Here is a 25,190-nt window from a genome sequence, read left to right on the forward strand (position 1 = left end):
ACCGCCGCACCCGCCTCCGGAGGGGGTCCACGGGGTCGTCCGTGCTCCGTCCGGGGCGCGGCGGTCGCAGGCGGGTCAGGGGGCGGTGATCCGGTCTCCGAGCAGGGCGAGGTTCTGGATGGCGGCCAGGCCGTACTGGGCGGCGTCGTTGGTGGAGACGAAGGGCGCCTCGGTGACCGGCATGAGCACCGCCGGGCCGCGGACCTCGGTCAGCCGCCAGTCGCGCTCGCGCTGCAGCGGGTTGACGTTGAGCCGGTCGCCCTCGTCCCGGAAGAACGCGCGCCAGGCGAGCCGGGCGAGCTCCGCGTCGCCGGTGCGGGCCGCGGCGTAGGCGGCGAGCCTGCTGTGCGCCTGGACGAGCGAGACGCCCTCCAGCGCCCGGCCCAGCTCGGCGGCCTGCCGCTCGGCCCCGGCGAGGTAGAGCCGGCAGTAGTCCAGCCAGGCCTCCTCGAAGCCGGGCACGCCCAGGTCCAGGTCGATCAGCTCGGCGCAGACCTCCGGCAGCCCGAACACCGCCGACAGGTGGGAGACCTCGACGGCCTCCCGGGTGGTGTCGAACCGCCCGGTCGCCAGGTCCAGGCGGGCCTCCCCGGTGAGGAAGCCGTGCCGCAGCGCCGCGATGTCCGCCATCGTGCCCAGCAGCCGGTCCCGGGCCCGCTCGTCACCGTGCCGCTCCCAGCGGGTGAGCCAGGCCGCGGCCAGCGCCCCCCAGTCCACGCCGAGCCCCACCGCCAGGGCGGCGGGGTCGGGGGTGTAGGCGTCCCGGCGGACCTTGCGCAGCGGGTCGACGGCCAGGAACGTCTCCTCGGGCGCGGTGAGCTCGTCGAGCAGGTCCCCGGTGCGCTCGTCGGCGGTCAGGTAGTGGAAGAAGCGCCGGTAGACGGCGCTGGAGACGCGCAGCTGCTTGCAGCTGCACCCCCAGTGCTGCACGTTGTGCCGCGACCCCAGCCCCTTCCAGCGGCCCAGGTGGTACACGTCCACCTCGCCGGTGTGCCGGGTCATCGCCTCGGCGAACCGGAAGACGTCGGCCCGCCCGGTGCGCAGGTACTGGTACCACAGCCACAGGTCCGGCGAGAGCTCGGAGTTGTCCCAGGCGTAGCCGCCCACGTCGTAGCGCCAGGTGTGCCGGTCGGGGTCGTAGGCGTGCATGACGTCGCCGTAGTCCCAGAACCCGTACCACCGGCGCTCCTCGCGCTGGCGCACGTAGAAGCCGAACAGGAAGTCCAGCCGGTCCTCGATCGCCGCGGCGGCCGGGTCCGACCTGTCGGGCGGCGCCCAGACGCCGAACACCCCCGCCGCGCGCAGCCGCTCGGGCGCGACGGTGAGCAGGCCGGGGGCCTGCAGCAGCGCGGCGTGCTCGGCCAGCTCCGCGTTCGGCGGGGTGGCCGGGTGGACCCGCAGGGTCAGCTCGTGGGTGCGGGCGACGCCGTGCGGGTCGCCGAAGCCCGGCTCGTGGTCCTCGTAGGTGATCTCCAGGCCCTCGAGCTGCCCGGCGTGGGTGTCCTGGCCCATCCCGTCGTGCCAGAAGCGCAGGTCCATCGGGGGCGCGCCGGGCGACCAGAGCCAGACCGTGACCTCGGCGGCCTCCCCCGCCCCCACGGCGGCGCCGCGCACGTCCAGCCGGGTGGGGTGCAGCCGCCAGAAGTCGCGCAGGCCGAAGCCCAGGCCGCCGCTCACGCCTCCGACGTAGCCGTAGCCCTCCGACCTCGTGCCCGCCGGGACGGTGACCCAGGCGTGCCCGGGCGCGGTGCGCTTGCGCAGGGTGAAGCCGTCGGCGCTGTGCTGCTCCAGGGTGTGGTCGTTCCAGGCCGGGATCAGGTGCAGCCGGTCGGCCACCTCCGGGTTCCCGATCGCGCCGACCGGCCGGCCCTCGGTCTGCGCCCGCCGTACGGCCTCGCCCGGATCGCGGCGCAGGCCGGTCAGGCCCCGGACGGCCTCGGTGAGGAAGCCCTCCGCCCCGGCCAGCCGGACGTGCCGGTCGTGCGGCTCGTCGCGCATGACCACCTCGGCGCGCAGGCCCAGCCCGGCGAGGAAGTCGGCGGAGGCGTCGCCGTCCCAGACGAAGCTGTGCACGACGCGCACGTCCGGCGCCCCGGCGTGGAAGTACAGGCGCACGGTGAAGGGCAGCCAGGACCTCCCGTCCTCCTCGACGTGCCGGCCCTCCAGCCGCACCACCGCGCGCACCGGGCCGTCCTGCTCGACGGCGACCGCCGAGACGACGCCGGCGGCGGGTACGCGGACGCGCGAGCCGTCCTCGTCGGGGGTGTCCTGGCGGAGGCTGACCAGGCGCACCCCGCGCACGATCTCGGTGCCGCCGTGCTCGACGGACGCGATCAGGTCCGTCCCGCCCGGCCCGGGCAGCATCCAGGCGACCGGTCCGGTGGCGACCCGCAGCCCGTCGCCGGCGCGGGCGACGGTCACCGGGTCGTCCGGCGCGGCGGGCTCGGCCCCGGGGACCAGCTCGTAGGACCCGGCGGGTACGGCCTGCGGCCCGATGGCGTGGGCCGACCACTTGACCGAGCCGTCGGGCCAGGTCGCGGTGGTCCAGCTCTGCACCGGGGTGCCGTCGGCGAGCGCGAAGGGGACCCCGGGCCGCAGCGCACCGCGCGGCCAGGGCACTCCCCAGGCCACGCCCTGCCGGCACGGCCGCTCCAGCCAGCGCAGCACCGTCGCTCCCCCGGCCCCCTCCGCACCGGCCGCCTCCGTGCCTCCGGGCGCGGCTGGTCCAGGCGCGGCTCGTCCGGCCGCCGCCTCCGCCGCCGTCACTCCTTCACCGATCCGATCAGCACGCCCTTGGCGAAGTGCTTCTGCAGGAAGGGGTAGAAGAACAGGATCGGCAGCGTCGCGATGACGACGACCGCGAACTTCAGGCCCTCGGCCGGGAAGAAGACCGAGTCCAGCTGGGCGAGCGCGTTCTCGGCGTCGGCACTGGTGAACTGCCGGACCAGCACCTGCAGCGTCCACTTGCTGGAGTCGTCGATGTACAGCAGCGGCGACATGTAGTCGTTCCAGATGCCCACCGCGTAGAACAGCGCGAACGTCGCGATGACCGGCTTGGAGAGCGGGAGGACGATCCTGAAGAAGACGCCCATCTCGCTGCAGCCGTCGATGCGCGCCGCCTCCTCCAGGGCCTGCGGCAGCTCCTGGAAGAAGCTCTTGACGATGATCAGGTAGAACGGGTTGATCGCCAGCGGGAGGATCAGCGCCCAGTAGCTGTCGAGCAGCCCCAGGTCGCGGACGACCAGGTAGGTGGGGATCATGCCGCCGCCGAAGACGATCGTGAAGATGACCAGGTTCAGCACCAGCGTGCGACCCGGCAGGTACCGCTTGGCCAGCGGGTAGGCCATGGTGAGCGTCAGCATGAGCTGGACCGCCGTGCCGACCGCCGTCACGCAGATCGTGGTGATCAGGGCGCGCACGAAGGTGTCGGTGCCGAAGATGTACGCGTAGGTGTCGGTGACGAACTTCTCCGGCCAGAGGAAGAACGGCCGGGTCGCGATCTCCGACTCGGTGGCGAACGACCCGGCCAGGACGTACAGCAGCGGCAGGACCATGATCAGGGCCAGGCCGGTGAGCAGCAAGATGTTGAGCGCGTCGAACACCCGGCTGCCGGGCGACTTGTAGTGGTTGACGGACATCGCCTGCGCTCCTTAGAACAGTCCGCGCTGGCCCAGGCGCTTGGCCAGCCAGTTGGAGCCGAAGATCAGCACGGCGCCGGCCAGGCCCTTGAACAGGCCGACGGCGGTGGAGTAGCTGAAGGCGCCCTGGGTGATGCCGATGTAGTAGACGTAGGTGTCGAACACGTCGGCCACCGAGCGGTTCAGTGAGTTGGTCATCAGCCAGATCTGCTCGAAGCTGGAGTCGAGCAGGTTGCCCGAGGTGAGGATGGCCATGACCACGATCGTGGGGCGGATGGCGGGCAGCGTGATGTGCCAGAACTGCCGCCGGCGCCCCGCGCCGTCCATGCGGGCCGCCTCGTAGAGGTTCGGGTCCACCCCCGCCAGCGCGGCCAGGTAGATGATCGTGCCCCAGCCGGTCGCCTTCCACAGCGTCTGCGCGATGATGATCGGCCGGAACCAGTCCGGCTGCGCCACGTAGTCGACCCTGGGACCGCCGACCAGATCGTGCACGAACCGGGCGATCACCCCGAAGTCCACCGCGAGCAGCAGGTAGGTCAGGGAGGCGACGATCGCCCAGGACAGGAAGTGCGGGATGTAGATGAGCGACTGGATCGAGCGCTTGAGCACGTTGACCCGGAGCTCGTTGAGCATCAGCGCGACGATGATCGGGGCCGGGAAGACGAAGAGCACCGTCAGCACCGCCAGGAAGAGCGTGTTGAACATCAGGCGGCCGAAGTCGGGCCCGGTGAACAGCGCCTCGAAGTGCTTGAGGCCGACCCACTCGCTGCCGGAGTAGCCGAGGAAGGGCACGAAGTCCTGGAACGCGATCGTCAGGCCGTACATCGGCAGGTACTTGAAGACCGCGAAGTAGACCAGGCCCGGGACGAGCATCAGGTACAGCCAGCGGTAGCGCGGCAGCGCCGTGCGGAGCGGCACCCTGCCGGGGGCGCGCCCCGGCTCGGGGGCCGTTTCCACGGGAGGCTTCGCCAGGTCGGTGGCCAAAGCGGCCTCCTTTCTCTCGGGAGGGGCCCGGCGGTCGCGCCGGGCCCCGGTGGATCGGCTCGGAATCGGCTCGGAATCGGCTCAGGGCGAGACCGGGATCAGCTCGGAATCGGCCCGGGACCGACCCGGGGCGGTCCGGGGCGGTCCGGGCCGGACCGGCTCAGCTGCCGCCGAGCTTGGCGTGCAGGTCGTTGATCTCCGCGACGACCTGGTCGCCGCCGCTCTCGTGCCAGCGCTTGACCTCGGCCCGCAGCTGCTCCTCGGTGATCTCACCGGCCAGGAACTTCACCCGGGCGTCGGAGACGATCGGGTCGAGGACCGCGCCCTTGCTGACGTAGGCGGGCGAGACGATCGGCAGGGCGGGGTTGTGCACGGCCGTCTGCAGGTCGAGCTCCACCAGTTCCTTGCGGAGCCTGAGGTTCTCCCGCTCGGCCTCGTTGGTCGGCATCTGCTCGTAGACGCCCATGCCGATGGTGGCCCAGGTGCCGAGCTGGACGAAGGCGAAGTCGACGTCGTTGTTGATCGTCTTGACCGCCGGGTCGTCGTCGTTGATCGGCACGTCGAAGCCGTTCTCCAGCTTGAAGTTACGCCCCTCGATGCCGTTGGCCAGCAGGGCCTGGCCCTCCTTGGTGGCCAGCCGGTCCAGGGCCTTCAGCACGTCGTCGAGCTCGGCCTCGGTGCGCACGCTCTGCTTGGAGACGGCGAGGAAGCCGTTGTAGCCGTCGAAGGGGTGGGAGAACTTCTGCCCGTCGGAGCGCTTGAGGTTGCCGCCCATGGCCAGCTTGTCGCCGTAGTTCTCCGGGTCCTGCTCCTTGAGCAGGCCGTACATCTGGCTGGCGCGGACGTTGACGTCGATGATGATGCCGCCCTTGCCCTGGTAGAACGGGTCGTTCCACTTGGCCGAGTCGAGGGTGGCGAAGTCGGGGTTGACCAGGCCCTCGTCGACCATCTTCTTCAGCCACCGGTTGGCGGCGTAGAACTCCTCGGTGTCGAAGGTCGGCGTGAGCCTCCCGCCGCGGTCGCCGTAGCAGTTGGGGGCGCCGAACCAGGTCTCGATCACGTTGTAGGGGCTGGAGCTGCAGAAGACCGGGGTGGGCCACTTGGGGATGATCAGCCCGTAGGTGTCCTTCTTGCCGTTGCCGTCCGGGTCCTTCTCGGTGAAGGCCTTGGCGACCTCGTAGAGGTCGTCGACGGTCTCCGGGATCTTCAGGTCGAGCCTGTCCAGCCAGTCCTTGCGGTAGAGCACGGCCGAGCGGAGCAGCGGGCGCACCCGGTAGATGCCGAAGACCTTTCCGTTGATCGAGGCGTTGAGCTCGGACTGCTCGGACTTGGCCTTGAGGTTCGGGTACTTGTCCAGCCTGTCGGTGAGCTCCCAGAAGGCCCCGGCCTGCGCGGCCTGCACGAACGCGGCGGTCTTGCCCTGGACGACCATGACCTGGGGGATCTTGTCGGAGGCGAGCACGACGTTGGTCTTGTCGCCGTACTCGGCGTTCGGCACCCAGCTGATCTTGAGCTTCTTGCCGACGATCTTCTCGACCGCCTGCTGCACCTCGCCCGCGGGGTCGGGGGCGGTGCCGAACAGCGGGACCATCATGGTCAGCTCGTTGCTCGCGGCCTGCCGTCCCGCGTCCTCGCCGCCGCAGGCGGCGGCGAGGAGCGCCGTGGTCAGCGCGATCGTTCCGGCCAGGAGCCGGCGGGGGGTGGTCTTCATCAGTCGCCTTTCGGGTGCAGGAACGCCTCGTTCTCCTCGAAGAAGCGCAGGCAGAGCCAGGTGTTCAGCTGGATCCAGGCCCCGGCGCCGAGCGTGAGCGCCAGGACCGGGAGGGCCGCGGCCGCGAACACCACCGCGGAGAGGGTGAACAGCAGCAGGACCGAGGACGCGGGACGGGCCAGCACCAGCCGCGACGCCCGGGGGAGGCAGGCGAGCGGCGGCAGGTCGTAGTGGACGTACATCGGCAGCAGGTAGGCGGTGACGGCGGCCAGCGCGACCAGCGCCGCGAGGGTCGCCGCCCGGAGCGGCCCCGCCCCCGGCCCGAGGGCCGAGAAGTACAGCTGGTTGCCGGCCAGGACGGCGGCCGCCGCGATCGGCGGGAGCACCAGCAGCGAGCCGCGCAGGAACTCCCTCCGGTAGACGGCCGCGAACTCCCGCCACAGCGGGAACGACTCGTGCCCGGCGTGCCGGCGGGCCAGCGTGTACGCCGCGACGGTCGCCGGGCCGACGCCCAGGACCACCCCTCCGGCGAGCGTGAAGGCGATCCAGGCGAGGTTGAGCCTGGCCGCCCAGAGCAGCTCGTCGCAGGCCGCGTAGAGCCTGATCGACCAGGCGGTCATCGTGCACCGCCGGACGCGCCCCGAGGAGTGGAGTGGGGTTGCGGTACGGCGTGCCGCCGTCTCTCCTGAGTGCGGCGGCTCACGGGTGCGCCGATCGGCGTCCGGCCGGGCCGGTCTCGCGGAGCACGCCCACGCCCCCGGCGGGCACCCTCAGCGCGCCGTCCACGGCCTCGCCGCCCGGCAGGGCGGTGCCCAAGGCCGCGACGACCGCCTCGGCGCCGGTGTGGTTGACCGCGAACAGGTAGGACCGGCCGTCGGGGTGCGAGCGCCGGACGACCTCCACCCCGGGCGGGGCCGCGGCGGCCGGTTCCACCCCCGCCTCGGTGCGGGCCGCGGCGAGCACGGCCGACAGGGCGGCGTCGTCGAGCCGGGTGGTCAGGTAGTGGGCCGCCCCCGCGCCCCACGCGTTGCGCGTCCAGGCGGGCGAGCCGGCCAGGGGACCGTCCGCGTAGGCGTCGAGCGTCTCGGCGGTCGTGGCGCGGGCCGCCTCGCTCCAGATCCGGCCGGTCCCGCCGCCGGTCAGCCGGAGCGGGCGGTCCGGCCGGAGCGGGAAGAACTCCTCGGTCGTCACGCCGAGCAGCTCCCGCCACGCCCCCGGGTAGCCGCCGAGCCGGACCCGGTCGCACTCGTCCACGATCCCGCTGTACGGTCCCACGACCACGGTGCCGCCGCGCCGCGCGAACTCCGCCACGTTCGCCGCCCCGGCGTCGCTCACCAGGTAGAGCGCGGGGACCAGCACCAGGCGGTAGCCGGACAGGTCCGCCTCGGGGCGGGCCAGGTCGCAGGTGACCCCGGCCCGCCAGAGCGCCGCGTGCCAGCGCTCGGCCTCCTCGACCGGGTCCAGGTCGGCGGTGGGCTGGGCGGGGTGGTCCTGGGCCCAGACGCTGGCGTGGTCGAGCAGGATCACCGCGTCGGCGCGGACCGTGCTCCCGGCCACCTCTGCCAGGCCCGCCAGCTCGGCGCCGAGCGCGGCCGTCTCCCGCCAGATCTTGGTCTCGGTGCCCGCGTGCGGCAGCATCGCCGAGTGCCACTTCTCGGCCCCGGCCCGCGAGGCCCGCCACTGGAAGAACATGACCGCGTCGGCGCCCCGGGCCAGGTGGGCCAGGGAGTTGCGGCGCAGCTCGCCGGGGGTCTTGGCCAGGTTGCGGCCCTGCCAGTTGACCGCGCTGGTGGAGTGCTCCATCAGCAGCCACGGGCGGCCCCCGCCCAGGGAGCGGGCGAGGTCCGCGGCGAAGGCCAGGTCGATGTGCGGGTCGGCGCGCTCGCCGGCCAGGTAGTGGTCGGTGGCGATCACGTCCAGCTCGGCGGCGAAGTCCCAGCAGTCCATGTCCCAGTGCACGCCGGCCATCAGGTTCGTGGTCGCGGGCACCCGGGGGGTGATCTTCCTGAGCAGGTCGCGCTCGGCGGTGTAGAGCCCGACCAGGGTGTCGGAGCTGAACCGGCGGAAGTCGAGCTGCTGACCGGGGTTGGTGAAGCTCGGGGTGGCGCGGGGCGTCAGGATCTGGTCCCAGTCCCCGTAGCGCTGGGACCAGAACGCCGTCCCCCAGGCGTCGTTGAGCGCCTCCAGCGTGCCGTACCGCTCGCGCAGCCAGCCGCGGAACGCCTCGGCGGAGACGTCGCAGTGGCAGCGGGCGTTGTGGCAGCCGTACTCGTTGTGCACGTGCCACAGGGCCAGCGCCGGATGATCGGCGTAGCGCAGGGCGACCCGCTCGGCGATCTCCAGGGCCTTGGCCCGGTAGACCGGCGAGCTGGGGCAGAAGCCCTGGCGGCTCCCGTGGTGCAGCCGCCGCCCGTCGGCGTCCACCGGCAGGGCCTCGGGGTAGGTGTGGCCGAACCACGGCGGCGGGGCGGCGGTCGGGGTGGCCAAGCAGGCCTCGATGCCCGCGCCGGCCAGCAGGTCCAGCGCCCGGTCGAGCCAGCCGAAGTCGTGGACGCCCTCGGCGGGTTCCAGCACCGACCACGCGAAGATCCCGACGCTCACCCGGGTGACCCCGGCCTCGCGCATCAGCGCGACGTCCTGCGGCCAGGTCTCCTCGGGCCACTGCTCGGGGTTCCAGTCCCCGCCGTAGGCGATACCGCCGCGCACGCCGTCCACCGCCCTTCACGTCGCAGTCATCGCAGGGGTGTGATCGCTCACACGAACGTGTCACGTTCGCTTAACCGGGGATTAAAACGTTCCTCTATCTGGCGCACAAGACCCCTTTCCCCGCCGCCCGCCCGCCGCCCGCCGACGCGGCCATGCGGCGGAGCCGTACCGGGAAGCGTTTCCCCAGGCAGTGGCGGTCATCCGGCAATCCGCGGTCGTCCCCTCCCCCGCCCGGGTTACCCGAACGTTACAGATCCGCGGGATGCCGGATTCCCGGTCCGGCGCCCGCTGGGGAAGAACGTTTCAATCCCCCGCGTCCGCTCACAGCCCCAGGCCTCCGTCGAGCCGGTGGTAGAAGGGGCTGTCCGGGGTGATCTCCTCCCGGCGCACGGGGCGGCCGGTCAGCGCCGAGGCGTACAGCCCGGTGACGAACTCCATCGCCCGCCGGCCGTCGGCACCGCTCGCGGGCGGGCGCTCTCCCCGGGCGAAGGCGTCGAGCACCGTGCCGAGCTGCGCCTCGTGCCCGCTCGGCACGTCCCGGGGCGGGGCCCACAGCGGCGAGCTCGACGTCCAGTGCTCGTTGCGGTGGCCGTACAGGTGGCGCAGTTCGACCGTGCCGCCGGCGAAGTCGAAGCGCAGGTGGCTCTCCTGCCGGGGGCAGAGCACGCTGGTGACCACGCTCGCCATCGCCCCGCTCGCGAACCGCACCGCCGCCATCGAGACGTCCTCGGTCTCGATCTGCCGGTCCAGCCGCCCGGCCATCGCGCGGATCTCCGCCCAGTCGCCGAACACCGAGAGCATCAGGTCCATCTGGTGGATGCCGTGCAGCACGGTGGTGCCGCCGCCCTCGGTCTCCCACCGCCCGCGGTACGGCACGGCGTAGTAGTCCTCGCCGCGGTGCCAGGCGGTGGTGCACAGGCCCACCAGCGGGCGGCCGAGCGCTCCGGACCCGGCCAGCTCGCGCAGGTGCTCGGCCCCGGAGCCGAAACGCTGCTGGTAGACGACCGTCAGATAGGGGCCGCCTGCGCCCTCGGGGTCCTCGGAGCCCTCGGCGGCCTGGATCCGGTCGTACTCGGCCAGCGAGCGGCACAGCGGCTTCTCGCACCACACCCAGGCCCCGGCCTCCAGGCACTCGACCGCCTGGCCGGCGTGCAGGTGCGGCGGGGTACAGACGAGCACCAGGTCGGGCCGCTCGGCCGCCAGCATCCCGGTCAGGCCGGTGTGGACGGCCGGGATGCCGTGCTCGGCGGCGAACGCCCGCGCCCTGGCCCCGTCGACGTCGACCACGGCCACCGGCTGGACGCGGTCCCGGTGGGCGCGGAGAGCGGGGATGTGCCCGTGCGCGGCGATGGCGCCCGCGCCCACGATGGCGGCTCGGATCATGGGATGACCTCGCATGTAGAACGTTTTACTGACAGCCGGGGACGGTAGGGTGGCATTTCGCGGACTGTCAACGCCCACCACCCGCTCCGCGATGGCCGCGACTGGCGCCCGAAGCGTTGATACGTTTTAATCAGGGACCGTGACCACGGTCAGTATCAAGGACGTCGCCGCCCGCGCGGGCGTCTCCCCCGGCACGGTGTCCAACGTGCTCAACCGGCCCGCCAAGGTCGCCCCCGCCACCCGGGAGCGGGTCGAGGAGGCGATCCGCGAGCTCGGCTTCGTCCGCCACGGCTCGGCCTCCACCCTGCGCGCCGGCCACAGCAGGACCCTCGGCCTGAGCGTCATCGACATCGGCAACCCCTTCTTCACCGACGTGGCGGCCGGGATAGAGGACGCGGCGAGCGAGCGCGGCTACGCCGTGATCCTCGGCAACTCCGCCGGGTCGCGCGCCAAGGAGGAGCGCAACCTGCGCGTGCTCGCCGAGCAGCGGGTCCGGGGGGTGCTGATCATCCCCACGGACGAGGACCTCAGCCGGCTGGACCGGCTGCGAGAGCACGGGATCAGCGTCGTCCTGGTCGACCACCCGGCGCACCGGCCCGACCAGTGCGCGGTGGCCGTCGACGACGTGGCGGGCGGCCGGACCGCGGTGGCGCACCTGCTGGCGCGCGGCGCCGGGAGCGTCGCCTACGTGTCCGGTCCGCTGACGATCCGCCAGTGCCTGGAGCGGCGGCAGGGCGCGCTGGCCGCGCTGGAGGCCGCCGGGCTGGGCCCGGACCGGCTGCGGGTCGCCGAGATGGCCGCGATGAACGCGCGCGCCGGGGAGAAGGCCGCGGCCGACCTGCTCGCCGGCGGCCTGCCGGACGCCGTCTTCTGCGCCAACGACCTGCTGGCCCTCGGCGTGCTGCGCGCGCTGCTCCAGGCCGGGGTGCGGGTGCCGGGCGACGTGATGCTGATGGGCTACGACGACATCGAGTTCGCCGCCGCCTCGGCCGTCTCGCTCAGCTCCATGCGGCAGCCCACCCACCAGCTCGGGCGCATCGCCACCGAGCTGGTGCTCGACGAGTGCGAGAACCCCGAGACCCACGCCCACCAGCACATCATGTTCCAGCCCGAGCTCGTGGCCAGGGAGTCGACCCGGTGAGCCGCTTCGCCGCCGTGGACCTCGGCGCCTCCAGCGGACGGGTCATGGTCTGGGACGGCCGGACCCTGACCGAGGCGCACCGCTTCCCCAACGGCCCGGTCCGCACGCCCGGCGGGCTCCGCTGGGACCTGCGCGGCCTCTACCGGGAGGTCCTGCACGGCCTGCGCCGCGCCGGGCCGGTCGCCTCGGTCGGCGTGGACTCCTGGGCGGTCGACTACGGGCTGCTCGACTCCTCCGGATCCCTGCTGGGCGACCCGGTGCACTACCGCGACGAGCGGACCGGCGGCGTCGCCGAGCGGGTCGCGGCCGAGATCGGCGCCGAGGTTCTGTACGACGTGGCCGGGCTGCAGGTGCTGCCGTTCAACACGGTCTACCAGCTGCTCGCCGACGACCTCGGCCGCGCCGCGACGATGCTGCTCGTCCCCGACCTGATCGCCTACCTGCTCACCGGGGAGATCGGCGCGGAGGTGACCAACGCCTCGACCACCGGGCTGCTGGACGTGCGCACCCGGTCCTGGGCGACCGGCCTGATCGAGCGGCTGGGCCTCCCTGCGCGGATCTTCCCGCCGCTGCGCCGGCCCGGCGACCCGATCGGCCCCCTGCTGCCCGAAGCGGCCGCGGAGATCGGCCGCACCTGCCGGGTGACCGCGGTCGCCTCCCACGACACGGCCTCGGCGGTGGCCGCGGTGCCCGCCCCGGGCCCGCGCTTCGCCTACGTCTCCTGCGGGACCTGGTCGCTGGCCGGGGTGGAGCTGCCCGCCCCGGTGCTGACCGAGGCCGGGCGGGCGGCGAACTTCACCAACGAGGCCGGGATCGACGGCACCGTCCGCTACCTGCGCAACGTCATGGGCCTGTGGCTGCTGCAGGAGTCGGTGCGGGCCTGGCCCGGCGCCAGCCTCGGCGGCCTGCTGGAGGCGGCGGAGCGCGAGCGCCCGTTCGCCGCGCTGGTCGACCCGGACGCCCCCGTCTTCCTGCCCCCGGGCGACATGCCGTCCAGGATCGCGACCGAATGCCGCCGCACGGGCCAGGAGCCGCCCTCCTCCCCCCCGGCGTTCGTCCGCTGCGTCCTGGAGAGCCTGGCCCTGGGCCACCGCCGGGCGATCCGCCAGGCGGTCGCCCTGTCCGGCCGCGACGTGGAGGCCGTCCACCTGGTCGGCGGCGGCTCCCGCAACGCGCTGCTCTGCCGGCTCACCGCCGACGCCTGCGGTCTGCCGGTGGTGGCCGGCCCCGCCGAGGCGACCGCGCTGGGCAACGTGCTGGTCCAGGCGCGGGCGGCCGGCGAGGTCGCCGGCCTCGCCGAGATGCGCGCCCTGGCGGCGCGGGTCGAACCGCTGCGCCGCTACGAGCCCTCCGTCGACGCCTCCGCCTGGGACGAGGCGGAGGCCCGGCTGGGATCGGCGCACAAGACGATCTGAGAGCTCCGCCGGGCCGGATGCCTTCACGTCCGAACCGGCGGCGGCTCTCCGTCCTGTGCGTGCTCTCACAGGTGGCAGGACAGACCGTAGGCTTGGCGCGACGAGCGGACCATGACGAGGAGAGATCCCGGATGACAGCCTTGCCGGATGACAGCTGGCTTCTCAGCATTCGTCCTCAGCCCGCCCGCGTCACCGCCGAGGAGTACGAGGCGCTTCCCGAGGAGATCGCCAAGGCCATCGAGATCGTCGACGGCTACGTGGTCTACTGCGCGGCGCCCACACCCGATCACCAGACGGCCGGCAGGCGACTGGCCAACCTGCTGGAGAGGCATGCCCGTGCCGCGATGAGCAAGGGGCATGAGTGCCTCACCGTGAACAACGACGTCGACCTGCGGCTGAGGGACCTGCCACTGCTCAACCGGCGGCCCGACGTCGCGCTCTACCGGTGCCTGGATCGAGGGCGGGGCGAACGGCTCCGCGCCGAGCACGCCCTGCTCGTCGTGGAGATCGTGTCACCGGGGTCCGAGACCCAGGACACGACCGACAAGCTCGGGGAGTACGCCAAGGCCGGCATCCCGCACTACTGGATCGTCCGGCTCGACCGCACAGGCGTGTCGATCATCGAACGCTACCGGCTGGACCGGGCCGCGATGCTCTACAAGCACATCGGCACGTTCATGAAGGACGAGCCCGGTGACGCTCCCAGCGTCAGCAACCCGATCCCCATCATGATCGACTGGTCGGAACTGCAGTTCTGATCCTGAACGACCGGCATCGCCCGCCCCGGTGGTCGTATCACCGGGGCCGGTACGGGATCACCCCTCGTCCTGCGACGCGCCGGCGGGCTTCCGGCGGCGCGCGAGCCCGGCCGCGCGCAGCCCCGCCCAGACCAGCGCGGCCAGCACGCCGACGAGCAGGTACTCGATCACCGGGATGCGCACGATCTCGTCGACCGTGCCGAAGCCGCGCACGCCGTACACCACCAGGACCGCGACCGCGTAGCAGGCTGCGAGCAGCCACCTGGCGGCCGCGGACAGGCCGAGCCCGTGCATCTGCGTGACGACGAAGACGCCGAGGAAGCCGAAGAGGAACATCGGCCAGGCGCCGCCGGGGCCTGAGGCCGCGACGGCCACGAGGGTGCCGTGCACCGCCACCATGGCCTCCAGGGTGAAGGTCCACCAGCGGCCGGTGTGCGCCCGGGTCAGGAAGAGACTGCCCTGCAGCAGGAGCAGGAACATGTAGAAGAAGCCGATCAGGTGCCCGCTGGTGGCCTCCATCGGGTGGTACCAGAAGGTGTAGACGGCCGCCCAGCCGAACAGGTAGCCGTGGTAGCGGCGGACGAAGTCCGTCACCCGCTCGCCGATCGGCGCCGGCCTGCCGAGGAACAGGCCCCGGCGCCGGTTCTCCATCAGCAGGACCGCGACCAGCAGCAGGACCACCGACCCCTGCGAGCTGAAGATCGAGACGTCCTGGGCCAGGCCGTCGTAGAACAGGTGGGTCTGCAGGGTGTGCAGGAGGACGAAGCCGAAGTTCACCGCGAGGGCCGCGACGTTGACCGGGTGCAGGCCGGAGGTGTAGCGGCGGACCCGGGTCTGGGCGTAGTAGATCAGCCCCCACAGCGCCGCCTGGTGGGCCGCGTAGCCCAGCCAGGCCGAGGCGCGGGTCCACACGGTCGGCTCCGGCAGCTTCCAGTAGTACCAGGACGCGCCCTGGTCGGGCAGGAGGCGGATGCCGTGCAGGCGCTGGCCGAGCAGCCACACCATCCCGGTGAGCACCGCGCTGGCCGCGATGCCGAGCAGGAGGGCACGGCGGGCGTTGCGCTCGTCCGAAATATTCAGCATGCTGAATATTATCCGATCGATCAGCGGGCTGAACAACGGCGGAGGCCGGGGACGTGCGTCTGGGACAATGGGCCGGTGGCCGAAGGGGACGAGCAGTACATCGCGCAGGATCCGGACGCGGTGCGCGCCGACATCCGCTCCTGGCCCACCGGCCGCCTGCTCTCGGTGGCGGCCCGTGTGGTGGAGGGGCGCTTCCACGCCTTCCTGGCGGCGCACGGCCTGACCCATGCGGGGCTGATCGTCCTGCACCACGTCGCGGAGGGCAGGCTGACCCAGCGCGAGCTCGCCGTGCTGTGCCGGGTCACCGACCAGACCATGAGCCGGACCATCGACCACCTGCGGCGCTGCGGCCACGTGGTCAAGGAGACGGACGCGCGGGACCGCCGCCGCGCCCTCGTCGGCATCACCGCCTCGGGGCTCCGGGTGCTGGCCGAGGCGCGCGAGGAGGAGCGCGGCTCCGACACGCTCTTCGGCGTGCTGGAGGACTACTCCGGGTTCCGCGAGCAGCTGATCACGCTGATCACCTCGGTCTGAGCCGCCCGCTTCGCCCTGGCCCCCTTCCGGCGGCGCGACCCGTTCGCCGGCTGAGCCTCAGGCGGGGCCGGGACCGCGGCCGTCCGCGACCCCGGTCCCCGGTCCCGCCGAAGGGGCCGAGGACCTACCAGCGGTTCGTCGGGTGGTGGCTCCGGCCGCCGCGGAGCCGGGCCAGCAGCCCGCGCGCCTTCTGCTGGTTGCGCGGGTCGCGCGCCATCGTCTTGGCCTTCTCGAGGTTCCGCCGCCCCTGCGGGCTGCTCAGGTAGGTGCGGATGCGGGCTATCAGGGACGCCATGTCTCCTCCATCTGTCGAGGAGGTACGGCTACCCGGGACGGCGCGTCCCAATCAGGCGGCCGGCCGCCCGATCGGCCTCACAAGCGGAACCCCGCCACCAGTGACCGCAGCCGCTCGGAGACCTGCGACAGGTCCTGCGCCGCGCGCTGGGACTCCCCGACCGACTCGCTGGTGGCCCTGGTGATGGAGGCCACGCCGGTGATGTTCTCGGCGATCTGCCCCGACCCCGCGGCCGCCTCCGCGACGCCCCGGTTCATCTCGTTCGTCGTCGCGGTCTGCTCCTCGACGGCCGTGGCGATGGTGGTCTGGTAGTCGTTGATCCGGGCGATCACCTGGGCCACGTCGGCGATCGCCGTCACGGCCCCGGCGGTGTCGGCCTGGATCGCCTCCACCCGCCTGGAGATGTCCTCGGTGGCCTTGGCCGTCTCCTGCGCCAGGTCCTTGACCTCGCCCGCGACCACCGCGAAGCCCTTGCCCGACTCCCCGGCGCGCGCCGCCTCGATGGTCGCGTTCAGCGCCAGCAGGTTGGTCTGCTCGGCGATGGAGGTGATGACCTTCACCACGTCGCCGATCATCCGGCTGGACTCGCCCAGCCGCGACACCGTGGCGGTGGTGGTCTCCACGGCGGTCACCGCGCGGGCGGCGACCGCCGCCGCCTCGGTGGCGTTGTGCGCGATCTGGCGGATGGACTCGCCCATCTCCTGCGAGCCCGCCGCGACGGTCTGGACGTTGCGCGAGACCTCGTTCGCGGCTGCCGCGACGACGCCGGTCTGCGCCGAGGACTCCTCGGCTCCGTCGGCGATGCGGTGCGACAGCATGCCGATCCGCTCGCTGGTGCCGGCCAGTTCGCCGGCACTGTGCGCGAACGCGGTCATGACGTCGCCGATCCTGTCCAGGGCGGCGTTGGTCGACCGTCCCATCCGGCCGACCTCATCCCCGGAGGCGACGTTCACGCGCCGGGTCAGGTCGCCGTCGGCGACCGCGGCCATGACCGTGCCGGCCTCGGCCAGCGGCCGGGTGATGCCGCGGGTGATCCACCAGGCCACGGCGACCGCGATCACGATCGCCAGGGCGCACATCAGCAGCATGACGGTCAGGAAGCCCTCCGCGGTGTCGCGCGCGTGGGCGGTCTCGGCCTGGTTCATCGACTCCTCGAGGTCGATCAGCACGTTGATCGCCGCGAGCCAGTCGACGAACAAAGGCTTGGCCTGCTCCGTCAGCACCTTCAGCGCCTGGCCGGTGTCGCCGGCCATCCGCAGCTCGACGACCCGGTCGATCAGCGGGAGCGTCTCGCGCTCGATGCGCTCGATCTCGGCGTGCGCGGCCTTCTCCTCCGCGCCGACCCTGCCCGCGTCGGCGAAGATCGCCGTCATCTTGGCCGCCGACTCGGTGTACTTGTCCGCCAGCTTCTCGATCTGCTCGATCTCCGGCCGCGCCTGCTCGGGGGTCGGCGCCAGCACGACGTCGCGCAGGCTGATGGCCCTGTCGTGCACGCTACCGCGGAAGTTGATGGCGTAGCGCTGCTTGACGGCGTTGAGGTCGTTGATGGTGGTCAGCCGGTCGTTGATCCGCTCCACCTGCAGCACGCCGAAGGCCGTGAGCAGCACCATGTTGAGCACGACCACGAGGAAGCCGGCACCCAGTCTCCGGCTGATCGGCAGATTGGAGATCTTCACGTCGAAATCCCGTCGATAGAGGCGTGACCCGCGGCAGGGGCCCGCGGGCCCGCTGCCGGGTGTCCTCCCATCGACGGGTCCGGCGCGCAGCTGAGGAGATCCGCGGAGAAGATCCGCCGTCCGGGCTCGACCGCCCGGTGCCGCCCGGCGCCGGGCGGCTCAGGAGTCGACGAAGTCCTCGGGGACCATCACGCGCAGGCCGTTGGGCACGGTCCTGATCGTGAGGGGGGTCATCAGGCGGACCTCGCCGTCGACGTCGGCGGCCATCGGGGGGTCGGTCTCGAGGTACATCTCGGTGCCGATGACGAAGGGGCCGCCGGCGAGGCTGCGCCAGCGCCCGGTGGCGGCCCGGACCAGGGTCTCCACCAGCAGCCGGAGCCGCTTGCCCGAACCGAGCTGGTAGGCCGTCAGGAGGCCGTTGTCGATGCTGATGTCGCGGGCGACCTGCCAGCCGCCGTGGAAGCGGCCGTTGGCGATGTTGAGCTGGTGGGTGAGCAGCTCGTGGCGGCGGCCCTTGACCGTGATGAACGCGCGGAACGGCCGGTGGCCGGGGAGGATCGTCAGGGCGGTGAGCGGGTAGGCGGCCCGGCCGAGCAGGCGCTTCAGCCACGGCCTGACCGTCCCGGCGACCTCGACCGAGACGCCGAAGCTGGCCAGGTTGGCGAACTCCCGGTCCCCGGCGATGCCGAGGTCGATGTCGGCGACCTTGCCGGTGCGCAGCACCCTGATCGCGCCGGTCAGGTCCAGCGGGAGGCCGAGGCTGCGGGCGAAGTTGTTGGTGGTGCCCAGCGGCAGCACGCCGAGGGCGACGTCGCGGTGGGCGACGTGCTTGACGGCGGCGCTGAGCGTGCCGTCCCCGCCGCCGACGACGAGCAGGTCGGGGCCGGGCTCGAGGGCGGCGTCCAGGATCTCGCGCAGCCGCTTCGGGTCGTCCACGGGGAAGACGCCGAGGAGGTCGAAGCCCTCGGCCCGGAGCGTGCGGAGCACCTGCGGGTAGCGGCGGCGGCCGCGGCGCGAGCGCGTGTTGACCACCACGCAGGCCCGCCGGCCGGTCCGGACGGCCTCGGTGTGCTCGGCCTTGCTGCGAAGCTCTCCCACTCTGCCCCTCTTCGTCGCGCTGCTCCCTGCAAATCGTAGGGCCACGCCGTCGCGTGGACGGCGTGGCCCTGATCCCGTGCCGGACCTTCCTGCGGTCCTGCGGGTCTACCTGCCCGGTGTCACCACCGGGTTCACTTCTTCGCCGGGGTCACCTGGACGATGACGCCCAGGTTCGCCGGGAGCGGGGAGATCAGCTTGAGCTCCACGCCCAGCGCCTTGCCCTCGTCGCCCGGGTTGCCGGTGCCGAGGACGTGGCCGCCGCCGATGTCGGTGCCGTACAGCTCCGTGGCCGGGGTGCCGTCGGGGTTGACGACCCGGGTGGAGTACGGCTGGTCGCCCTTGGAGGGGACGACGGCCGAGGCGTCGCGGTGGCGGTAGAACAGGTTGCCGTCACGGACCTCCAGACCCGGGTACCAGGTCTTGGCGTCGGTGAAGGTCTTCACCGCCGGGAGGGCCGGGAACTTCGTGCAGTACTCGGTGAACGGCTCGCCCTCGATGCACTCGGTGAACGGGTACGTCCTGCCGAAGGTGAAGGCCGCGTTGGAGGACTGCGGGCGCGACGGGATGTTCTTCAGCGCCGACGGGTCCTTCTCGGCCGCCTCGCCGCTGCGGCGGAGCGGCTCGTAGTGCGAGTCGACGACGAGGATCTCGCCCTTGGGCCCGACCGACGGGAGCGCGAAGGTGTGCGCGTCACCGTTGTTGGCCGGGTAGGCCGCGTCGCGGTACCAGACCAGCAGGCCGGGCGCGTTGTACTTGATCCGCTCGACCTTCCAGGCGTTCTCGTGCGACCAGGTCGTGTCGTAGGTGTACTGCAGGCCCTTGTCGAAGCCGTCGTAGTTGCGCCACTCGGCCAGGTAGTACTGGGCGGTCTGCAGGCTGCCGCTGTGGGTGTGCCAGCCGGCGCCGGAGGTGTCGGTGAAGGTGCCCTTGACGGCGGTCCAGCCGTTGTCGCCGCCCTCGACGTCGTCGCTCCACACCGTGGCGCCGCCGGCGGTCACGGAGAAGTCGTCGGCGAACCAGCCGGTGTCCTCGAACCCGGCGTCGGTGGCGTAGCGCAGGCGGATCTGGATCGTCTTGCCGGCGAACGGCGCCAGGCTCACGTAGTCGTGCCGCCAGCCGTCGGTCGCGCCGGTGAGGCCGTACTTCTTGTCGCCGTAGTCGTGCATGCGGCTGTTCGGGTCGTCGTAGCCGTCGTCGGTGGTGACCAGCGTGCCGGCCTCGTCGTAGACCTTCTGCTCGGCCCAGGTGGCGCCGCCGTCGGCGGAGACCTCGACGAAGCCGTAGTCCCAGTCGGCCTCGATGGCGTACTGGTTCCACATCCAGAAGCGCGGGTCGCCCTCGGCGGGGACCTGGATCTCCCGGGTCAGCTTGACGTCGGCCCAGCTCTGGTCGTTGCCGGACCACCACAGCTTGCCGCCGCTGTGCGGGACGGCCATCGTGACGTTCTTGTCGGGCAGGTTGATCCGCACGCCGTCCGCGGTGTGCTTGGGCGTGCGGGAGGCCTGGCCGATGGTCACCAGCTGCTTGCGGTCACCCGGGTTCATGATCTTCGGGTCGGCCCAGCCGAGCACCCACTTGGCGTACAGGCCCATGTGGGTCGGCATCGACTGCATGATCGGGCCGGCGTGCGAGCCGGAGGACATCAGGTCCCAGAAGTCCACGCTGGTGTCGCCGCCGCCGGAGGCGTCGTAGAAGTCCGGCAGGCCCAGGTCGTGGCCGTACTCGTGGGCGAAGACGCCGACGCCGGAGTCCTCGGGCTGCACGATGTAGTTGGAGATCTTCTTGTCCGTGCCGGGGATCGTGTAGCCGCCGGCGATGGCGCTGGAGTGCGCCCAGATGGCGTAGGGGCCCTCGGCGCCGCCGCCGCCCGACTTGTCGGCGCCCGCGTGGACCAGGACGAGGTGGTCGATCACACCGTCCGGCTCCAGGGTGTTGCCGTCGCCGTCGGCGTCGCCGGTGTCCTCGATGTCGTAGTCGGCCCAGGGGAAGTCCGGGTTCTGCTGCGCCAGGACGTTGACCGCGTCGACGCCCAGCGCGGCGGGGCCGGCCGGGTTGTCGGGGTGGCCGGACATGTCCTGCGGGATGGTGCCGCAGCGGCCGGCGCCGTACCAGGCCTCCGAGTGCGGGACCTTGATCCAGCCGATCGCCTCACCGGTGACGGTGTAGGCGCCCTTGGACATCTCCTCGTACATCTTCTTCATGGTGTGGCCGGAGATGTCGATGCCCTTCTTACCGTCCCGGGGGTCGGTGAGGTCCATCCGGACGCGCTTGGTGATCCCCTTGTCCGAGTAGAGCATCTTGTTGTAGTGCTCCGGGCTGAAGTCCGGAACCCACATGGTGTTGTTGTCCCTGCCGGCGCCGGAGGAGGCGGGGTCGGGGATCTGGTTGTGCAGCGGGCCGTTGAGCTTGGTGCCCGGCGGCTCGGTCACGCAGTCGTTGACGTCGTCGGTCGACTTGGGCCGGCTGAAGCCGGAGAAGTCGTCGTTGGCGTTCTCGTTGAACTCGATGAGGAGGGTGAGCAGCTTCGCCTGCTGGGTCTTGCCCGCCTTCTTGAAGATGAAGTCGAAGGGGTTCTTGCCCGTCCTGATCGCCCGGGTCTCCCGCGAGGCGAGCGTCTTGGCGGCGACCGGGTTGCCCTCGGCGAACTTCCGGTCGACCTCCTGGGCGTGGGCCAGGCCCGACCGCTTGGCGGCGCCGCGCTGGAACCGCTCGTCGATGGCCGTGCTGTCGCTCTGGATCCGCGGCGGCGCGTAGTTGATGTAGTAGTCGCTCGACGACGGGACGTATCGTGCGGCTGAGCTGTCGGCCTGGGCCGACACGCCGCTGACGGACAGTCCCGCGGCGGCGAGCCCGAGAACGGGCACGATCGCGAGAAGGCGCTTGCGCGCGCCTCTGCCTCTGCTGGACAACGGATACCCTCCCTGCCCGGGTTCGCCGGGCGCGGACGTTCCCCGGCGCGCCTATTTGCGCACCGTGCGGGACGTTAGAGGACGGAATAAAGCAGAGGTAAACCGTCCGACTGATGTTGTAAAAATGTGATCAATCGGTTTGTTGGAAGATATCTCACAACTGGGACATAGGGGACGAGTATTAATTAACGACACGATGCCGGACGATGACTTCGGGCTGGGATGTGCGCGGGCGGCGGGTCCGAAACCGGGCTTACGGGCGGTACGGGGACCGGGCCCGCGGGCCGTACAGTCCGGGTGTGACCGCTATCGCTGAACTCACCGCCGCGCTCGGTTCCGGGAAGGTGCTGACCGACCCCGACGTCACGGACTCCTACGCCCGCGACCGGACGTTCCTGGAGCCGGGCGGCCCGCTCGCCGTCGTGCTCGCCGAGAGCACCGCCGACGTGGTCGCCGTCATGGAGTGGGCCACCCGGCACCGGGTGCCGGTGGTCCCCCGCGGGGCCGGGACCGGCCTGGCCGGCGGCGCGACGGCCGTGCAGGGGTGCGTCGTGCTGGCGCTGCAGAGGATGACCGCGATCAGGGAGCTCTCCCCCGCCGACGAGATCGCCGTGGTGGAGCCCGGCGTCATCACCGCCGACCTGGACCGCGCGGCCCGCGAGCACGGCCTGATGTACGCGCCCGACCCCTCCTCCTACGAGATCTCCACCATCGGCGGCAACCTGGCCACCAACGCCGGCGGCCTGCGCTGCGTGAAGTACGGCGTGACCCGCGACTCGGCGCTGGGCCTGGAGGTCGTGCTGGCCGACGGGCGGATCCTCACCACCGGCAGGCGGACGGTCAAGGGGGTGACGGGCTACGACCTGACCGGGCTGTTCGTCGGGTCCGAGGGCACCCTCGGCGTGATCACCTCCGCCACCGTACGGCTGCGCCGCGCGCCGCTGGCCCCGCCCGCGACCATCGCCGCGGAGTTCGGCTCCCTGCGCGACGCGGCGGCGGCCGTGGCGGCGGTCATCGCGGCCGGCTGCCAGCCGTCGCTGCTGGAGATGCTCGACCGGGCCACCCTCAAGGCCATCGACGACTGGCGGAACATCGGCCTGGAGCCGGCCGTCCAGGCGATGCTGATCGCGCAGTCCGACGCGCCGGACGGGCCGGCGGTGGCCGAGCGGATGCGCGAGCTGTGCGAGGAGAACGGAGCCTCGTTCGTCGCGGTGGCGGCCGGTCCCCAGGAGGCCGAGGAGCTGATCGGCCTGCGGCGGCTGGCCTACCACGCCAAGGAGCGGCTCGGCGCCTGCCTGGTCGAGGACGTGTGCGTGCCGCGCTCGGCGCTGCCGGACATGATCTCCGCCATCGAGGCGATCGCGGTCCGGCACGACGTGCTGATCTGCACGGTGGCGCATGCCGGGGACGGCAACCTGCACCCGGTCTTCGTCTTCGACCGCGGGCTGCCCGAGCCGCCGCCCAACGTCTGGGCCGCCGCCGACGAGGTCTTCCGGGAGGCCCTGAACCGGGGCGGCACGCTCACCGGGGAGCACGGGGTGGGGCTGCTGAAACGGCGCTGGCTGGCGCTGGAGGCGGGGCCGGTCGCCGAGGAGGTCCACCTCGGCATCAAGCGGGTCTTCGACCCGCTCGGCATCCTCAACCCGGGCAAGGCCATCTGAGGCCGGGGAACCGGTAGATCATCCGCCTCCCCTCCCGCACTGGTAGCGTGCTGCCCCACATAACCGAATTTTCAGGTTTTGCCGGGGGGTCATCGTGGTACAGCCGCTCACGGCGGAGGATCCTCGGCGGCTGGGACCGTTCGAGCTCACCGGACGCCTCGGCGAGGGCGGCCAGGGAGTCGTCTACCTGGGGCGGGGGCCTCAGGGCGAGGAGGTCGCCGTCAAGCTCCTCCACCAGGGGCTGACGACGGACTCCGACGCCCGCGCGCGCTTCCTGCGGGAGGTCTCGGTCGCCCGGCGGGTGGCGCGGTTCTGCACCGCGCCGGTCCTGCACGCCGACCTGGCCGGCAGCCGGCCGTACATCGTCAGCGAGTACGTGCCCGGCCCGTCGCTGCGCCGGCTCGTCGACACCGAGGGGCCGCGCCGCGGCGCCTCCCTGGAGCGCCTGGCCGTCAGCACGGCCACCGCTCTGTCCGCCATCCACCGCGCGGGCATCCTGCACCGCGACTTCAAGCCCGCCAACGTGCTGATGGGCCCCGAGGGCCCGGTCGTGATCGACTTCGGCATCGCCAGGGCCCTGGACTCCCCCGGTACGACCGCCACCGGGACGTCCGTGGGAACGCCCTCCTACCTGGCGCCCGAGCAGCTCAGCGGCGGCGAGGCCACGCCCGCGGTCGACGTGTTCGCCTGGGGCGTGACCATGGTCTTCGCCGCCACCGGGACGCCCGCGTTCGGCCAGGACTCCATCCCCGTGGTGATGAACCGGATCCTGACCGTCGAACCGGACCTGGGCCGGATGGATCCCGGGCCGCTGCGCGACCTGATCGCCGCCGCCCTGGCCAAGGACCCGGCGATGCGGCCCACCGCCGAGCAGCTCGTCGGCCACCTCATGTCGGGCACCGCCCCGGCGCTCCGCGTCCCGCCTCCCGGACCCGCCGGGCTTCCCGGGCAGGCCGGACCGTCCGGGCACGCCGGACCGTCCGGGGCCCCGGGCGCTCCCGGGCCGGGCGGACCGTCCGGGATCCCGGGCGCTCCCGGGCAGGGCGGGGCTCCAGGGACTCCTGGACAGGGCGGGTCTTCGGGGACCCCCGGCCCCGGGCCCTCCGGGGCGGTCGGCCCGCGGCCCGCGGCTCCCGGGCCGGGCGGAGCGCAGGCCGCAGCCCCCGGGCGGGGCGGGGCGCAGGCGGCCGGTTCCGCGGAACGGCCGTCCCGGCCGCGGCGCCCGATGGGCCTGCTGCTGGCCGGGGTGGCCGCCGTGGCCGCCCTCGGCGTGGCCACCGGGACCGTGGTCGTCCTGCAGAACGACGAGAAGGCCGCCGCCTCCAGGGCCGCCGGCCCGGCGGCCTCCTCCGCGGAACGGCAGGAGCCCGCCGCGGAGCCCGTCGGGGAGCCGGTCACCGAGCTCACCCCCGACGAGCCGCCCGCGGCCTCGGCCTCCCCCTCCCCGGCCGCCGAGAAGAAGAGCCCCGCACCGGAACCCACGAGCGGCCCGGCCGACTCCGGAGAACCGGCGGCGGGCGACTCCCGGTCTCGTACGGACGACGACGGGCGGGCGGCGAAACCGACGCCGCGCCCGACGCGGAAGGCCACCTCCCGCCCGGACGACGGGACCCTGGAGCCGGGCGGTGAGGCGTCGCAGCCGACGGAGATCGGTGGTGCCTCCGAGCCCTCCCCCTCCCCGGCCAGGACCACCGCGAAGCCGACGGCCAGGCCCGCGGCCACCACGAAGACGACGCCCAAGCCGACCTCCAAGCCGGCGCTGAAGCCGAACACCTTCACCGCGGCCCAGGTGTGCGGGTCGGGCTTCAAGCAGATCAACTCCCACGCGCTCGGCGGCAGCGCGACGATCCACCTGCTCTACAACGCCACCAGCAAGCAGAACTGCGTCGTCACCCTGTCCCGGTACGTCCATCCGGGCAAGGTCAAGATGAACGCGATCCTCCAGGTGCGGGGCGGCTCGTCGGGGAGCAACCCCGGCAACTTCACCGCCTACGCGGGCCCGGTGCGGCTCACCGCCGCCAAGAAGTGCGTGATCTGGGGCGGTTCGCACGGCTCGCTGTCCTGGAAGAGCGGCTGGAGCCACTGCGGCTGACCCGACGGCACCGGACCGACGGAGGCGGACCGACGGCACCGGTCCGACGGCACCGGACTGACGGAGGCGGACCGGCCGCCCGGTGTGCCACACTGCGGACATCCGG

18 protein-coding genes are annotated in these 25,190 nt (G+C 72.5%); 6 read left to right on the top strand and 12 right to left on the bottom strand.

What is annotated here, in order from left to right:
* Window positions 1–75: 75 nt before the first annotated feature.
* The 7 genes from IEZ07_RS20750 to IEZ07_RS20780 all read right to left on the bottom strand — a co-directional run bounded on the left by IEZ07_RS20750 (window position 76) and on the right by IEZ07_RS20780 (window position 10,422).
* The gene (locus tag IEZ07_RS20750) at window positions 76–2,667 is read right to left on the bottom strand and encodes an exo-rhamnogalacturonan lyase family protein (protein WP_191896267.1); all 2,592 of its coding nucleotides are present in this window, start codon (window positions 2,665–2,667) and stop codon (window positions 76–78) included.
* Window positions 2,668–2,762: 95 nt separating this feature from the next.
* Entirely contained in the window at window positions 2,763–3,638 is an 876-nt protein-coding gene (locus IEZ07_RS20755) for a carbohydrate ABC transporter permease (protein WP_068895610.1), read from the bottom strand.
* A gap of 12 nt (window positions 3,639–3,650) precedes the next feature.
* A complete protein-coding gene (locus IEZ07_RS20760) occupies window positions 3,651–4,622 on the bottom strand; it encodes an ABC transporter permease (RefSeq protein ID WP_204054498.1) in 972 nt (323 codons plus the stop codon).
* A 160-nt stretch (window positions 4,623–4,782) separates the two neighbouring features.
* A complete protein-coding gene (locus IEZ07_RS20765; protein WP_239320324.1) occupies window positions 4,783–6,333 on the bottom strand; it encodes an extracellular solute-binding protein in 1,551 nt (516 codons plus the stop codon).
* Window positions 6,333–6,953: a YesL family protein gene (locus IEZ07_RS20770; RefSeq protein WP_191896268.1), complete on the bottom strand. Its 621-nt coding sequence runs from the start codon at window positions 6,951–6,953 to the stop codon at window positions 6,333–6,335. The genes IEZ07_RS20765 and IEZ07_RS20770 overlap by 1 nt, the downstream gene beginning before the upstream one ends.
* Before the next feature lie 79 nt (window positions 6,954–7,032).
* Window positions 7,033–9,039, bottom strand: a complete 2,007-nt coding sequence (locus IEZ07_RS20775; protein WP_204054497.1) for a beta-galactosidase — start codon at window positions 9,037–9,039, stop codon at window positions 7,033–7,035.
* A gap of 321 nt (window positions 9,040–9,360) precedes the next feature.
* Entirely contained in the window at window positions 9,361–10,422 is a 1,062-nt protein-coding gene (locus tag IEZ07_RS20780) for a Gfo/Idh/MocA family protein (RefSeq protein WP_191896270.1), read from the bottom strand.
* 139 nt (window positions 10,423–10,561) lie between these two features.
* On the opposite strand from IEZ07_RS20780, the gene IEZ07_RS20785 reads away from it, so the two are divergent.
* The 3 genes from IEZ07_RS20785 (at window position 10,562) to IEZ07_RS20795 (ending at window position 13,736) form a co-directional block, all read left to right on the top strand.
* Window positions 10,562–11,563, top strand: a complete 1,002-nt coding sequence (locus IEZ07_RS20785) for a LacI family DNA-binding transcriptional regulator (protein ID WP_191896271.1) — start codon at window positions 10,562–10,564, stop codon at window positions 11,561–11,563.
* A 44-nt stretch (window positions 11,564–11,607) separates the two neighbouring features.
* Window positions 11,608–12,978 (top strand): rhamnulokinase, encoded by a 1,371-nt coding sequence (locus IEZ07_RS20790; protein ID WP_239320334.1) that lies wholly within the window; start codon window positions 11,608–11,610, stop codon window positions 12,976–12,978.
* Between the two features lie 131 nt (window positions 12,979–13,109).
* Window positions 13,110–13,736, top strand: a complete 627-nt coding sequence (locus tag IEZ07_RS20795) for a Uma2 family endonuclease (protein WP_191896273.1) — start codon at window positions 13,110–13,112, stop codon at window positions 13,734–13,736.
* A 57-nt stretch (window positions 13,737–13,793) separates the two neighbouring features.
* Here IEZ07_RS20795 and IEZ07_RS20800 read toward each other — a convergent pair whose 3' ends face one another.
* Complete coding sequence (locus tag IEZ07_RS20800; RefSeq protein ID WP_239320322.1) at window positions 13,794–14,819, bottom strand: hypothetical protein; 1,026 nt, start codon at window positions 14,817–14,819, stop codon at window positions 13,794–13,796.
* Window positions 14,820–14,894: 75 nt separating this feature from the next.
* Between IEZ07_RS20800 and IEZ07_RS20805 the strand changes: the two genes are divergently transcribed.
* Complete coding sequence (locus tag IEZ07_RS20805) at window positions 14,895–15,353, top strand: MarR family winged helix-turn-helix transcriptional regulator (protein WP_231647233.1); 459 nt, start codon at window positions 14,895–14,897, stop codon at window positions 15,351–15,353.
* Window positions 15,354–15,477: 124 nt separating this feature from the next.
* Here the strand turns inward: IEZ07_RS20805 and IEZ07_RS20810 are convergent, their stop codons facing one another.
* The 4 genes from IEZ07_RS20810 to IEZ07_RS20825 form a co-directional block, all read right to left on the bottom strand.
* The gene (locus IEZ07_RS20810; protein ID WP_191896274.1) at window positions 15,478–15,648 is read right to left on the bottom strand and encodes a hypothetical protein; all 171 of its coding nucleotides are present in this window, start codon (window positions 15,646–15,648) and stop codon (window positions 15,478–15,480) included.
* 77 nt (window positions 15,649–15,725) lie between these two features.
* Complete coding sequence (locus IEZ07_RS20815) at window positions 15,726–17,324, bottom strand: methyl-accepting chemotaxis protein (RefSeq protein WP_191896275.1); 1,599 nt, start codon at window positions 17,322–17,324, stop codon at window positions 15,726–15,728.
* A gap of 159 nt (window positions 17,325–17,483) precedes the next feature.
* Entirely contained in the window at window positions 17,484–18,422 is a 939-nt protein-coding gene (locus IEZ07_RS20820) for a diacylglycerol/lipid kinase family protein (RefSeq protein WP_191896276.1), read from the bottom strand.
* A gap of 131 nt (window positions 18,423–18,553) precedes the next feature.
* Entirely contained in the window at window positions 18,554–21,331 is a 2,778-nt protein-coding gene (locus IEZ07_RS20825; protein WP_191896277.1) for an immune inhibitor A domain-containing protein, read from the bottom strand.
* Between the two features lie 299 nt (window positions 21,332–21,630).
* Here IEZ07_RS20825 and IEZ07_RS20830 point away from each other — a divergent pair, with 299 nt between their 5' ends.
* On the top strand, window positions 21,631–22,992 hold the full coding sequence (locus IEZ07_RS20830; RefSeq protein ID WP_239320320.1) for an FAD-binding oxidoreductase: 1,362 nt from the start codon (window positions 21,631–21,633) through the stop codon (window positions 22,990–22,992).
* 94 nt (window positions 22,993–23,086) lie between these two features.
* Window positions 23,087–25,084 carry a serine/threonine-protein kinase gene (locus tag IEZ07_RS20835; protein ID WP_191896279.1) on the top strand — a complete coding sequence of 666 codons (1,998 nt, stop codon included), beginning with the start codon at window positions 23,087–23,089 and terminating at the stop codon, window positions 25,082–25,084.
* Window positions 25,085–25,190: the final 106 nt, after the last annotated feature.

This window comes from Planomonospora parontospora, assembly GCA_014647935.1.
GTDB classification, from domain to species: domain Bacteria; phylum Actinomycetota; class Actinomycetes; order Streptosporangiales; family Streptosporangiaceae; genus Planomonospora; species Planomonospora parontospora.

Bases quoted from the DNA above. Each gene is read 5' to 3' on its own strand.
- IEZ07_RS20755 (WP_068895610.1), bottom strand. From the start codon at position 3,638: ATGTCCGTCAACCACTACAAGTCGCCCGGCAGCCGGGTGTTCGACGCG.
- IEZ07_RS20765 (WP_239320324.1), bottom strand. From the start codon at position 6,333: ATGAAGACCACCCCCCGCCGGCTCCTGGCCGGAACGATCGCGCTGACC.
- IEZ07_RS20770 (WP_191896268.1), bottom strand. From the start codon at position 6,953: ATGACCGCCTGGTCGATCAGGCTCTACGCGGCCTGCGACGAGCTGCTC.
- IEZ07_RS20780 (WP_191896270.1), bottom strand. From the start codon at position 10,422: ATGATCCGAGCCGCCATCGTGGGCGCGGGCGCCATCGCCGCGCACGGG.
- IEZ07_RS20790 (WP_239320334.1), top strand. From the start codon at position 11,608: ATGGTCTGGGACGGCCGGACCCTGACCGAGGCGCACCGCTTCCCCAAC.
- IEZ07_RS20795 (WP_191896273.1), top strand. From the start codon at position 13,110: ATGACAGCCTTGCCGGATGACAGCTGGCTTCTCAGCATTCGTCCTCAG.
- IEZ07_RS20800 (WP_239320322.1), bottom strand. From the start codon at position 14,819: ATGCTGAATATTTCGGACGAGCGCAACGCCCGCCGTGCCCTCCTGCTC.
- IEZ07_RS20810 (WP_191896274.1), bottom strand. From the start codon at position 15,648: ATGGCGTCCCTGATAGCCCGCATCCGCACCTACCTGAGCAGCCCGCAG.